A 13,945-nucleotide genomic window follows, 5' to 3' on the forward strand; every position below is an offset into this window, starting at 1 on the left:
GGCCGGCACGCGAAAATCAACACAGCTCGCGCGCGCATACCCAACCGGCAGGCACATATACACAAGCCCAGCTCACAGGCCCGTGATTAGCAAGTCACCCGTGCGCAACTAGCCCGCACGCCGCGCGGCTCACTCATGAGCACGGCAGCATGCGGGCTAGCGATGCACAACAGCACTACCGGCAAGAAATGCCCAGCAGCACCGCGGCGGAGTTCCTTAGCGAACCCTCCGCAGAATCCTTAGCGGACCCGGTGGACGGCCGGGGTATCGACGCCGTCGCCATTCCAGTCACCCAGGAGGTGCGTATCGGTGTGCTTCCCGAAGGAGTACACCGCGCTGGCCGGCCCGGAGCTCAAGGAGCCGGCAACGTAGTAGGCGTTACCGCGGACCACCACGATGGTGTCCTTCCCGTCCCCATCGGTATCACCGGCGAGGGCGATATCCGAAGCACGGCCGAAGGAGAAGGTGGCACCGGCAGCCCCGCCCAGGGAGTCCTGCACGAAGAAGGTATTGCCGCGCTGGACCGCTACTTCGTCACGGCCATCGCCGTTGAAATCGCCGGCCAGGTAGGTATCCCCGTGGCGCCCGAAGGTGAAGACGTGGTCCGCCGCGCCGCCGCGCAGGGAATCCACCGCGTAAATGGTGTTTCCGCGCACCACGGCCACGGTGTCCTTACCGTCCCCGTTCCAGTCGCCGACGAGCACCCGGTCACCGGCCTTCCCGAAAGCAAAGACCTCGGTGGCATTCCCGGCAAAGCCGTTGGTCAGGAGGAACTGGTTACCGCGCACGACGCCGAGGCTATCCACGCCGTCGCCATCCCAATCCCCGTAAATGAAGCTTTCGCCAGCGCGCCCGTAGCCGGCATCAATGCTGCCAGCACCCGAGTTCCAGGTATTGGTGGCGATGAAGCGGTTACCCGCCGGAGTGCCCGGCTTCGCGGGTTGTTCCGGGGTGGGGTTCGGGGTTCCGGGCTCCGTGGGTTCCGGTTTGCCCGGTTGCCCCGGTTCCGGCTTGCCCGGTTCCGTCGGCTCCGGCTTGCCCGGCTCCTCGCCCGCGCCCGGATCCGGCGTCACCGCGGCGGGAGCAACGGCCACCTGGAAGGACAGATCGGTGGGCCCGGCCACCACCCGCAGCACGGAATCCGCGGGGGCATCGGCAGGCACCGTAACCTTTACGGTGGCACGGCCGGTGTTATCCAGCGAGGGCGTCACGGTGGTATCCAGCGCGCCGCTGCCCACTTCCACCCCGTTGAGGTACACGGTGACTTTCTCACCCTTGGGCTCGGTGGAGGTGTGAGCCAGCGAGGAGAAGCTCAGCTCCGCGCTTTCCCCGGCCTTGAGAGCATCTTCCCCGGTGATACCCACCGAGGTCTGGTTATAACGCACCTGGTAGCCGGGGTTGGCCTTGAGGAAAGCGTTGAATACATCGTTATCGATCAGCCCGGTATCGGCGTAATTGCTACCCTCGCCGAGCACCGTGAAACCGTCACCACCGGCCAGGATGAACTGGTTGGAGGCCACGGTATAGACCTTCTGCCCCGCCCGATCCAGTTTCTCACCGTTGATGTACACGGCCTTGACGCGCTGGCCCGGGGTGGCATCCGCGGCGGCGTCGAAAACGTAATGCATATTGTAGGAAAGCCCGAGGCGCAGCATCGGCCGCGAGGCGCCTTCCTTGTCATTCCACTGCTGTTCGAGCATGGTGTAGATCTGCGCTTCGGTCAGGTCCACGGTGGCGTATGAATTCCCGAAAGGCTGCACGGTGTAGGACTCTTCCAGAGTGACGATGCCGTCCCCGTTGGGGTCCAGATCCGCGCGAATACCGCCCGGGTTAATAATCCCGAAATCGGCCTTCTTTTCCATGCCCTGGGAGTACTGGTAGAACGCTTCGGCGATCATATTGCCGGCCGAGGATTCGGTTCCGCGATTCGCCCCGGTATCGGTGCCGTTATTGGTGCCGCGATTCGCGATTCCCTTAATGGTCCCGATCTGCTGAGCACCCAGTTCCTTCGCCTTCGTTTCGGCAGCCTGGTACATCGCCTCAATATCGGCGGACTTGGGGGCCTGGGCATTCTTGTAGTCAATAGCAACGTTGGCGGCGGTAGCGCTCACGAGCTTCTTAGCTGCGGCGTCGTACACAAAAGTGTAACGGCCGTACGTGCGCCCGTATTCGCCCACTTCCAGAACCGGTGCGCCCGAAGGCGTGGTCACGCTATCCACGGTGAGGTGCGTATGACCTGCGACGACGGCGTCCACATCGCTTCCGAGCGTTGCCGCTACCGCATTATTGGCGTGCATGAGGGCGACGACGATATCCGCCTCGCCGTTGCTTTCGTCCCCATCCTTGAGCAGGGCAGCCTGCGCATCCACGGCCTTGACGGGATCCTTAATATCCAGGCCGGTAATCGCGGTGGGAGACACCAGGGTATTGAGCTCGTCGGTCACGCCGGAAACGAAAGCCACCCGTACCCCGCCCACGGTTTTTAAGGCGTAGGGGGTGATCTTTTCGGTATCGATCCCGCCCACGCTCGCCAGGGTCCACGGGAATTCGGAGGCCGGCACGATGCGGTTCTCGAAATCCTTGACGCCCTGGTCGAATTCGTGATTGCCCGCCCCGGAGAGGTCGAGCTGCATGGCGTTGAGAATATCGAGGGTGGGCTGGTCGTTCGCGATGGAGGATACGTAAGCCGAGCCGCCCACCAGATCCCCGTTCCCCACGAAAATGGTATTCGGATTGGCCTTGCGCAGCTCATCAATCTGGTAATCGAGGGCAGCCGCATTCTCGATATGGCCGTGGAAATCGGAGATCGCCGCGATATCGATAGTGACGTGGTCGGCTGGCGCGGCCTGGGCCGGCGTGGTGAGCACGCCCGCGCCCAGCACCGCAACCGCACCGAAAGCGGTCATGCGCCGCAGGGAAAATATGGTCATGGTGTTCCTTCATCCGAGGGAAATAGGACACCGTCACCATAGGAAGCCCGGGTAAACACCCGGCTAATTGAACGTGACTGGAAAGTGAGCGCGGGGTGGCGCGATTATTCGACTGTCACGGATTTAGCCAGGTTGCGCGGTTTATCAACGTCGTAGCCGCGCACCGCCGCCATCTCCGAAGCGAAAATCTGCAAGGGGATCACGGTGACGAGCGGCATCATGAGGGTGGGCGTGCCGCGGGGTGCCCAGAATACCGAGGTGGCGAAATCGCGAACGGCGTCGTCGCCCTCCTCCGCAACCACAATGGTGCGTGCCCCGCGCGAACGGACCTCTTGCAGATTCGACAGCGTTTTCGCGTGCAGCTCGGGGCGGCGCGGGGTCGGGACGATCACGAAAATTGGCAGGTTCTCGGTCACGAGCGCGATGGGACCGTGTTTGAGTTCCCCGGCGGCGAAACCTTCGGCGTGCACGTAGGCGATTTCTTTGAGTTTGAGGGCGCCTTCCAGGGCGATGGGGAAACCGACGTGCCGGCCGAGGAAAAGCACCGAGTTTTCGCCCTTGAGTTCGCGGGCCAGGGCGCGGATTTGCGGTTCTTGGGCGAGCATTTTTTCCATGCGCGCCGGCATTTTTTCGAGTTCGTCGAGGTAGCCGGTGATTTCGTCGCGGAATTTATTGCCGCGGATTTGAGCCAGGTAGAGCCCGAGCAGGTAGGACGCGGTGATCTGGGCCACGAAGGCCTTCGTGGAAGCCACCGCGATTTCGGGGCCGGCGTGGGTGTAGAGCACCGCGTCGGATTCGCGTGCGATGGTCGAGCCGTAGGTATTGACAATGGCGAGGACTTTCGAGCCCTGTTCACGCGCGTGGCGCACCGCCATAATCGTGTCCATCGTTTCCCCGGATTGCGAAATGGCGACGACGAGCGTCTTCTCCCCCACCACCGGGTCGCGGTAGCGGAATTCGGAGGCGAGTTCCACCTCCACCGGGATGCGGCACCAATGCTCGATGGCGTAACGCGCGACCTGCCCGGCGTAGGACGCGGTGCCGGCGGCGATCACGATAATTTTATCGATGGTGCGCAGCACCGCTTCGCTGATGCGCATTTCGTCGAGTTGGAGAGAGTCATTGACCACGCGCCCGCGCAGGGTATCGGCGACGGCGCGCGGCTGCTCGTGGATCTCTTTGTCCATAAAGGTGGCGTATCCGCCTTTGACAGCTGCCGAAGCGTCCCAATCCACCGTGAATTCCTTGCCCGCGCGCGGCGAACCGTCGAAGCCGAGGAGCCGCACGGTATCCGCGCTGATTTCCACCACGGTATCCTGCGGGACCTCCAGGGCGCGCTGGGTTTCGGAGATGAAAGCGGCCACGTCGCTACCCAGGTAGTTCTCCCCCTCACCCAGGCCTATGACCAGCGGGGAGTTCCGCCGGGCCGCCACCACGGTATCGGGGTGATCGCGGTCAATCGCGACGAGCGTGAAGGAGCCGTCGATAATATTCGCGGTGGCGAGCATGGCGCGGAAAAGGGCGGAGCCGGAGCCGGGCTCCGCGGTGGTGGCGGTGCTGGCTGCGGTGCCGGTGGCGGCGTCGTCGGAACCAGACTCCGCAACGCTCGCATCAACCGCATCAACCGCGGCGAGCTGCTGGGCGAGGATATGCGCCGCGATTTCCGAATCGGTATCGGAGATGGGCGTAATTCCCGCGGCCGCAAGGCCCTCCGCGAGTTCGCGGTAGTTTTCGATAATGCCGTTGTGGACGATAGCAACTCGGCCATCAAAAGAAACATGAGGGTGGGCATTGGTATCCGAGGGCGAACCGTGGGTGGCCCAACGAGTGTGACCGATGGCCACCTGCGCCGGCGGCAGCGGGGTGTCCTGCAGCGCCTGGCGCAGGTTATCGAGGCGCCCGGCGCGCTTGACCGCGCGCAAACCCTCCGGCCCGGCCACCGCCACCCCGGCCGAGTCATAGCCGCGGTATTCCAGGCGAGCTAGGCCTTCGAGCACCACCTGCAATCCGCGTTGCGTGGTGCCGGTCAAGGCGCCGGTGGTGGCTTCGGTCAGGGCGCTGGTGCCTGCCGTTTCAGCGCCGTTCGTTCTTCCCTGTTCTGCTCGCGAGCGCGGGCCCGCGTACCCAACAATTCCGCACATGGAAGTTAAAGTACTGCGCCGGCGGCTCCGAGAAAAGAGTCAACACCCGCACAGCGCGCACATTTGCGCAGGTCAGACAAATTTCGCTCACGGCGCCCGGGGTCTTTTCGAACGACGACGCAGCTACGTGCCGTCCCCGCCACCACACGACCCGAATGTATTTCACCTCACAAAAAGTTGTCAGACTTTAGGACCAAAAGGCACTTACTCCCGCCCGGCCACGCTCCTAATATGTTCAGAACAAGAACCGGTGATCTTGTATACGAGCACGGCAACCCCCGGCCTGGGTTGCAGCGGAAGCAATGTCGCGGAAGCTCCGTGCTCAGAACTGTCAAATTCATCGAAAGCGAATAGTGGTGAAACGTTTATACCGATTTATATCTGTTGCCGGTGCCTTACTCCTTACCTTGCCGGGCGGCGGTACCCTCATCGCCCACGCATCACAGGCAGCTACCCCCATTCATAAGTACACCTTCGATACGGATCTCGCGGATTCCGCGGGGCAACGCAATCCCGATCAGGCACAAGCGCCGCTGGTGAATGGCGTGTCCGGCACTGCCTTGCGAGTGGAGAATGGCCACGGCCTCAGCTTTTCCCAGCCGATATCGATTTCTGAGAAGGATCCGTGGTCGGTGAGCTATTGGGTGCGCTCGGATGCGGAACCCCGCGAACGTACCTCCGTGCTCATGGATAACAAGAAGGATTTTTCTTTTGATCTGAAATTAGCTGCGGGCCGCCAGGCTGGATTCCATGTTGGTAAGGGCCGCGGGGATGTGCTGACCTTCAAATACGATTTTGCCGGTGATACCTGGTATCACGTTGCGTGGACGCAATCGAAAACCGCTGGGATGACGATGTACGTCAATGGCCAGGCTGTTGATAAGAATTCCTGGACGAAAAATCATCGCGTGCTCATCCCCGCGGATGTTATTGGTGGAACTGGTTTCACCGGAGCCATTGACGAACTGGCCGTCTACAACTCTGAACTGAGCGCGGCTGAGGTGAAGGCTCTCTACGATAAGGAACGGCCGCAGGATTCCGCGCAAGGCAATCCGGACCAGGGAAAGCCGACTCCCGGCCAGCCCGGTCAGCCCGGCCAAGATGTCCCCGACAAGGGCGAACCCGGCAAAAACGAACCCGCCCAGCTCCAGCTCCCCCTGCGCAATACGATCCCGGAATACAAGCTCGATGATGCCGATATCAGCACGGTGATGCGCCAGCCGGGTGGGAATCGCCAGTATTTGGGGCAGCCCGATCTGGTGCAGACGAAAACCGGGCGGATGATTTCCGCGTTCCCGGCCGGGCACGGCAAGGGCCCGCTGGTCATGATGATCTCGGATGATCAGGGTAAAACGTGGACGGAAAAGACCGATACCCCGAAGTCGTGGACCGGTTCGCAGGAGACTCCTACCCTGTATTCCCTCATCCAGGAGGATGGCTCGGAGCGGCTCATGCTCATCACCGCTAATCCGGGGTGGGGTGTTGATAATGCCGGCCATCGTTACGGGTGGAATACCTCGTATTCGGATGACAATGGCGAAACGTGGAGCGAGTACACCAATTTCCATCCGGTGCGTCAGCATGATGGGAAGGATAATGCTGCGATTGTTGCTATGGCTTCCCTGGTGCAATTGCGCGACGGCACCGGCCAGCCAATCCAAAAATGGATGGGCGTCTATCACGATTACGATTTCGTCAATTACAAGACCTATCTCACTTTCGAGGACGGCGTGGAGAAGTGGTCTGATCCGGTTCCCTACCTGGCCGAACACCGCGATATTGAAAAGTCCCATCAAATGTGTGAGATCGGGATGTTCCGTTCTCCGGACGGCAAGCAGATTGTTGGTTTGGCGCGCAGCCAGTCCCACGCGCATCTGCCCACGATGATCGTGTCCAAGGATGAAGGCAAGACCTGGTCGAAACCGGTGGAGCTTCCCGGTTCCCTTGCCGGCGAGCGGCATAAGCCGGCCTATGATCCCGTCTCCGGCCGGGTGGTGGTTCCGATGCGGGAAATCCGCTATGACCTCAATGGCAATGGCCGCCACGATGGTGCCAGTGATTGGAAGGCCGGGAACTGGGTGGCCTGGGTCGGCACCTTCGATGATTTAATGCACCAGCGCCCCGGCCAGTATCGCATCCTGCTGGAGCGCGATTGGTCGAATAACCGTTACGGCGGGGATACCGGATATACGGGCATCACCGCGTTGCCCGATGGCACGTTCATCATGCACTCGTACGGCCACTGGGATAAGGACTTCTCACGTTCCTGGAAGGGAACGTCCGGGCGCGGGTACGATGTGCGCACCGATCTTGCGTATATCAAGCAAGCGAAATTTACCCTGGCCGGCCTTGAGCAATCGGCAGGTATTGCGCAGCAAGATCCGAAACCTACTCCTTCAGTAACGACGACGCCCACCGAGAAACCGGCCCCTTCGGCACAGCCCGTGCCCTCGGCCACTCCCACTCCCCCGGTGAAGCCGGGTAACACTGGCAATACGTTCTACCTATCCAATGATTGGGACTCCGCAGCAACCCAGCCGGCTTTCTCCTACGGGCGAGCCGCTGATCAGGTGTTGATCGGTGACTGGGATGGTGACGGTAAGGAAACCTTGGCAGTGCGCCGCGGTAACCAGATCTTCATTCAGAACAGCCTCACCGGAGGCGTGGCCGATGAAGTCATCTCGTTCGGGCGCACCGATGACACCATCGTGGTCGGCGACTGGGATGGCGACGGGAAGGACACCTTCGCGGTCCGCCGCGGCAACCAGGTATTCGTCCTCAACTCGATCCGTTCCGGCGATGCCGACCAGGCATTCAGCTTCGGCCGCGACGGCGATGTATTGCTCTCCGGCGATTTCGACGGGGATGGCAAGTCCAGCTTCGCGGTCCAACGGGGGAATGTGTTCTTCGTGAATAACACCCTCACGGGCGGCAAGGCGGAAACCTCCTTCTCCTACGGCAAGACCGGTGACCAAATCTTCGTTGGTGACTGGGACGGCGACGGTAAGGACACCTTCGCGGTCCGCCGCGGTAACCAGGTGTTTGTGGCGAACTCGCTCAAGAGCGGGAACGCCGATATCACCTTGCATTACGGCCGGTCTGGTGACCAGATGCTGGTTGGTGACTGGGACGGGGATGGTATTGATACCCCCATCGTCCGCCGCTAACACAGCACTGTTAGCAACCCGCTAACAACTAGCGCGCCTCGCGCGGGATGCCGGCCTATTGGCCAGCATCCCGCCCCGGGCAAGCGAAAGGGGAGGCCCCGGATTTTCCGGGAGCCTCCCCTTCCATCAAATTTAACTAGGAAACGAGACGATCAGCGATCAGTCCAAGTAGGCCCGAAAACCGCGATAAAAACACGAGAAAAACCTTCCGTAAGCAGCTACGGCGGTCAGGATTTCCCGTGAATAACCGACACAAATTCTCTATATTATCTGCGATAATATAGTTATGCAAAGAAGCAGTGTAAATAGCGTCGTAAACACCCCGTTCAACATCAGAAAAGGGGATAAAGATGTTGAATTCAAGGAAGACGGGAGCATTCTGATATCGACTCAGAATCTTCTAAAAAGAAAAAATCGAGAGCGACGGGGTTCGAATATAAACAACGAAATCCGGGCTGAACTGACGAGCATGGGCTGGGAAATGTTCCCACCAATCGAACTAGCGGACTACTACGGGGATGTGCAACTATCACCTAGGCCAAACGCCGCAAACAGGGATACATCTTCCATTCAGGGCAGTGTCCTATCCCTTCTAAAAGCCGACGAACCCGACGATCTTGACTACTTAACTTACGGCATGACTCCGAACGAGGCGTTAGATCGGATGCAAAATACAGGGCGAAGCAAAATGCCTTTGTTCTTCAGCGAATCCGATAAAGCTTCAATAATTGGCTCAGTAACGGTATCCGACCTGGCCCGCGGCATTACCGCTGGCCAAAGTAAGCTGGTTGAAATGGCGCAGACCCAGGTGCCTATCTTCCCAACAGAAAGAAAACTCTCCGACTGCATCCCTTCAATTCTTCAACATGGATTCATATACGGATCCGACACTAATGGACGAATCGTCCAAATATATACCCTTGCCGATCTGGCAAAACACCTTCACTCCACAACTGAAATGTTCCTACGAGTACAAGAAATAGAGAATCTAATTCGGAGAATTCTAGGTCAAGTTGATGAGGACATCCTCAGAAAAGCCGTATCCGAAACAAAAAGCCTCACCGACATTAAAAAGGCTGATGATAGCGGCCCCCTGTTCAACGACGAAGACATAAACTATGGGCAATCCAGTGAGTCTGAGCAATATATAGAAAGGTTAACGTTTGCCGGTTACATGAAGTGCTTTAGCTCTAAAGAGGTTTGGAAACAGTGCCTTTCGATAGATGGGCTGGACAAGGATCGTTGCCTAACGGCCCTAAACGATGCCCGATTAGCTCGGAACAAAGTCATGCACATTAGCAGCGATGAAATTATAGAAATGCTCACACCTTCATTTGAGTGTTTAGCCACCTGGCTCCGCAAAGCGGCACCTAAGAACCAGCCGAACTAATTATTCTACCGTTTTTCGAGTAGCGTCCGCATTTACCAGAAGGTAAAACCAAAGGGACAAACCCCAGTAGCACACTACTTGCGCAGACTCCACCGTTTCCACACAGGCACTGTCAGCCCGGACGCGCCGATCACTACCCGCGCAGAGGATCACTACTAGCCGAATACACGGTTTCGCCGGTGACGGAGTCGGTGATCAGGGTGGGAAAATCTCGATAATCGAGAGTAAGAGAAGCGTTGTAGCGCCGTGGCCCATCATGAACGATCTCAATGATGTCCATAGCTACTTGGAGAAACTCATCGTAGAGTGGATCCTCCGGTTCGATATCGAGTTCTCCTCCGTTCTCGCTCTCATATGCAGTGGCTAAGAGGCAGCGGTAACGTTCGCCTTCTTCGTAGTGAATATCGAGTAAATTATCCGGGCGGGCATCCGCGTAATGGATGAGCGTCCACACCTGGAATTCTTCCTCCGGATGCAAGTATTGGAATGCCATCTCACCGTCCGCTCTTTAACCTTGCCGTGAGGCTATGAAACTATGCACCGGACCCACCTCAAACATATTCACCGGCATCGGCCACCGCATAGCTTTCCGCGGTAGCCGGGGCGCCGAGCCCGCGGAAGCGATCCAGCAGAAGGCTGATCTTCTCGATAACACGCTGTTTGCGGGCAATGCGGCTGTTCTTACCCGCCCCGAAGAGCGATTCGGCCGGCAAGATGATTTCAATATCCGCACCCGAGGCCACCAAACGCCCGCGCCGGAAGACCATATCAATGAAAGTATCCGTTTGCGGCTGTTTGAGGTTTTCCTCCCGCACCAGCTGTTCAATTTCGACAGCCTTTTGTTCAGCTAGATACTGTTCCCATTCTTGGTCAATCTCACCGGTCACGGAGACCGACTCGATAAACCGCTCAATAAGGTCAAGCTTGTTCTGCAGGCTCGGGCTGGATTTCACCACCCGCCGGATTTCTTCGCGAATCTCGGCTCGCGATCCAGCTTCGTGCTGTGCCCGGTAGCGTTCCACCAGCATGAGGATGTAATCAACGTTGACCTCAACGTGCTTCATGAGCTCAATCTCGAAAGTGAGATCGTCATTGATGCGCTCAACATCGCCTTCGCTTTGTTTGCGCCGGGCCCGGTATAGCTCAAGGTATGTGGATTGGTAGTCCTGCAGATCGCGCTGGGAAAGCGGGTCCTGTCCCTCGAATTCATCGAAAGCGGTGAGGATATTGCGCAGGCGCAGCAGCTCTCCGAATACCTGAATGAACGCGTTTTGCTGGCTTTCGCTGGCGATAACCGCGCCGGGTTCCCAGGTCCGCAGGGCGTCGATCTTCGTTACGTACGTGGAGAAGTAATCAGCGAAAGGCTTGAGCACGGTGATGCCTTGCGCTTCTTTGTTCCCGAACAGCGCGATGGCATCGTTTGTTTCCTTTTCGAGGTTCCGGAAGGAAACGATATTCCCGTAGGTTTTCACGGAGTTGAGGATCCGGTTGGTCCGCGAGAACGCCTGGAGCAACCCGTGGTGATGCATATGCTTATCCACCCACAGGGTATTGAGGGTTTTCGCATCGAATCCGGTGAGGAACATATTGACCACGATGAGCATATCCAGCTCCCGCGTCTTCATCTTCTTGGATACGTCCTCGTAGTAGTTGCCGAAGTTGTTTGCCGAGGTATCGAAATTCGATCCGAACATGGTGTTGTAATCGGCGATGGCTCCCTCAAGGAATTCGCGATCCGGCAACGAAAGCGCCTCAGCGTTGAAGTCTTCTTCGGGAAGTAGGCCATCGCCGCTGTACTCATCTGAGTTCGCCGCGTAGGTGAAGATCGTGGCGATTTTCAGGCGCCGCTCCACCGGCAGGTTCTCTTGTTGCCGAGCAAATTCCGTGTAGTAGAGTTTTGCGGCGTTGACGGAGGCGGTTGCGAAAATAGAGTTGAAGCCGGAGAGGCGCTTGCCTTTGAGGGAGTAGTGCTCGTTCCTTTTTGTTTTCTGATCGAAGTGCTCAAGGATATAAGCCACAACCTGGCTGATTCGGCGTGGGTCCAGGAGGGCTGCCTCGGTGGCGATGGCTGCTACTTCCTCATCCTCCACGCCTTCGCGGGCCCGCACGGTGTTGACGTAGTCAATACGGAAGGGCAGCACATTGGCGTCTGTGATCGCGTCCGAAATGGTGTAGGAGTGGAGGCGATCGCCAAAGACTTGCGCCGTCGTACGAATCGCGAGCGAGGAGCCGCTTGCCTTGTTTTCGTTGAAAATCGGGGTGCCGGTGAAACCGAAGAGGTGGTAGTTCCGGAAGGCTTTCGTGATCGCCTTGTGCATATCCCCGAATTGGCTGCGGTGGCATTCGTCGAAGATGATGACGATATGGCTGTTGTAGACATCGTGAGTCTTGGTTGCACGCACGAAGTTGGAGAGCTTCTGGATCGTGGTGATGACGATGCGGGCAGCCGGGTTGGATAGCTGCCGGGCCAGCTCGGCGGTGGAACGGTTGGAATTGACCGCGCCTTTTTGGAACGTCTCGTATTCCTTCTTGGTTTGGTCGTCCAGATCTTTTCGGTCGACGACGAAAAGAACCTTATCCACTCCCTCGATTCGGGTTGCGAGCTGGGCGGTCTTGAAGCTGGTGAGGGTTTTACCCGAGCCGGTAGTGTGCCAAATATAGCCGCCGGCTTCGATGCTTCCGAGTTTTTTGTAATTGGTGGCGATCCGGATGCGGTTGATAATGCGCTCGGCGGCCACGATTTGGTAGGGCCGCAGCACCATGAGGTTCTTCTCGGAGGTGAAGACGCAGAATCGCGAAATGATGTTGAGCAGGGTGCGTTTGGAGAGGAACGTCTTCGCGAAATCCATGAGGTCGGTGATGTGGCGGTTACGCGCGTCTGTCCACCAGGAGGTGAACTCGAAACTCGCGGCGCTCGCCTTCTTATGCCCGGAATTCTGGCCTTTCACGTGCTCGAAACGCGTGGTATTGGAGTAGTACTTCGTGTAGGTGCCGTTGGAAATCACGAAAAGTTGGACGTATTGGAACAGCCCACTGCCCGCCCAGAAGCTATCGCGCTGGTAGCGGTTGATCTGGTTGAAAGCTTCGCGCAGTTCCACGCCGCGCCGCTTGAGTTCAATATGTACGAGCGGCAGGCCGTTCACCAGGATGGTCACGTCGTAGCGGTTATGATGCCGGCCTTCCACCTCGTACTGGTTGATGACCTGCATATGGTTGCGGTGAATATTTTCCTTGTCGAAAAGGTGGATATTCTTCTGGCTGCCGTCTGTGCGGACTAGTACCAACGCCGCGGGATTCGCCTGAATAATCGCGGTTTTTTCCAGGATCCCTTCGGCTTTATTGGCAAGCTGCATGCTGTAGAAACGCGCCCACTCCTCGGCGTCGAAGCGGATGCCGTTGAGGGCCTCAAGCTGCGCGCGCAGATTGTTTTCGAGGTCTGCTTCTTCTTTGATGGGCAGGTACTCGTATTCTTGCCGCTGGAGTTGCGCGATGAGTTCTTTTTCTAGCGCTGCTTCGGATTGATACCCTGCGGCTTGACGCGTGGGCGGGTCATATGTGGCGACGACGGTCGCATCGTCGCTGGCGGCAATCGGAAGATAACTGGTCATTTGGCTTCCTCGAAACTCAGGAGCCGGTCACGGTAGTACTCATACTGCTTGCGCCGAGCCTCAATCTCCGCGGGCAGACCCGAGGAAATATCGTTGACGAGGGCATCGAACTTATCGAGAATAGCCACGATGCGTTCCTGTTCGGCGAGTGGGGGTACTGGAACACGAAAATCGAAAAACTTCCTCGTGTCCAACGAATCCACAGACCCACCCGCCTTATGACATTTCAGTAGGATTTCCCCGGCGTAATTCTGCAAAAGATAGAGAGCATATCTTGGTGCGATCTTCTTGCTCGTTGTCAGTGCTTTCATATCCTGGTTGACTGTTGCCTCGGTCGCCAAAATACCAACCGGCAGGGTGTGCTTCAGTATGCCAGACCTTGCAACTACCAGAATCGTGTTCTCACCATACTTGGTAAGTCCCCGCGCAGTTACCGCTTCTTCCGATATTTGATCCTGTGATTCTTCCAGAAGAGTCTGCTTCATGTCTTTGGGTGAAAACCAAGGAATAGGACCGTTCCAATAAGCCTCAACACTCTTACTGGGTGTTCCGCCGCCACCCCACTCACCAAGTTCCTTCAGGGCAATCATTCGAGTGGATTCAGCATTACGGACCTTATAAAATATGGAGCTACGATAATGCCCATATTGCATACGTCGGGCTTCCAGCTCCGCTTCCAGCTCCGCTTCCATTTTAGTGAATGTATCTA

At 57.9% G+C, this 13,945-nt stretch carries 7 protein-coding genes; 2 read left to right on the forward strand and 5 right to left on the reverse strand.

Annotation, left to right across the window (positions count from 1 at the left end):
* Positions 1-239: 239 nt before the first annotated feature.
* Positions 240-2,930, reverse strand: coding sequence for a 5'-nucleotidase C-terminal domain-containing protein (locus tag ACRQEC_RS04345; protein ID WP_284889223.1), 2,691 nt, complete (start codon positions 2,928-2,930; stop codon positions 240-242).
* Positions 2,931-3,034: 104 nt separating this feature from the next.
* Positions 3,035-5,071, reverse strand: coding sequence for a glutamine--fructose-6-phosphate transaminase (isomerizing) (glmS, locus tag ACRQEC_RS04350; RefSeq protein WP_284889225.1), 2,037 nt, complete (start codon positions 5,069-5,071; stop codon positions 3,035-3,037).
* A 353-nt stretch (positions 5,072-5,424) separates the two neighbouring features.
* Between glmS and ACRQEC_RS04355 the strand changes: the two genes are divergently transcribed.
* Positions 5,425-8,238, forward strand: coding sequence for a LamG-like jellyroll fold domain-containing protein (locus ACRQEC_RS04355; protein ID WP_284889227.1), 2,814 nt, complete (start codon positions 5,425-5,427; stop codon positions 8,236-8,238).
* A gap of 286 nt (positions 8,239-8,524) precedes the next feature.
* Positions 8,525-9,628, forward strand: a complete 1,104-nt coding sequence (locus tag ACRQEC_RS04360; RefSeq protein ID WP_284889229.1) for a CBS domain-containing protein — start codon at positions 8,525-8,527, stop codon at positions 9,626-9,628.
* 133 nt (positions 9,629-9,761) lie between these two features.
* On the opposite strand, the gene ACRQEC_RS04365 is transcribed toward ACRQEC_RS04360, so the two are convergent.
* The 3 genes from ACRQEC_RS04365 to ACRQEC_RS04375 are packed head-to-tail and all read right to left on the reverse strand — an operon-like array spanning position 9,762 to position 13,928.
* Positions 9,762-10,121: a hypothetical protein gene (locus ACRQEC_RS04365; protein WP_284889231.1), complete on the reverse strand. Its 360-nt coding sequence runs from the start codon at positions 10,119-10,121 to the stop codon at positions 9,762-9,764.
* 58 nt (positions 10,122-10,179) lie between these two features.
* Positions 10,180-13,236: a type I restriction endonuclease subunit R gene (locus ACRQEC_RS04370; protein ID WP_284889233.1), complete on the reverse strand. Its 3,057-nt coding sequence runs from the start codon at positions 13,234-13,236 to the stop codon at positions 10,180-10,182.
* Positions 13,233-13,928 carry a restriction endonuclease subunit S gene (locus ACRQEC_RS04375; protein ID WP_425541648.1) on the reverse strand — a complete coding sequence of 232 codons (696 nt, stop codon included), beginning with the start codon at positions 13,926-13,928 and terminating at the stop codon, positions 13,233-13,235. Before ACRQEC_RS04375 ends, ACRQEC_RS04370 begins: the two co-directional genes overlap by 4 nt.
* Positions 13,929-13,945 lie beyond the last annotated feature (17 nt).

Origin of the sequence: Actinotignum saccati, from assembly GCF_051265055.1 — a bacterium.
Classification (GTDB): domain Bacteria; phylum Actinomycetota; class Actinomycetes; order Actinomycetales; family Actinomycetaceae; genus Actinotignum.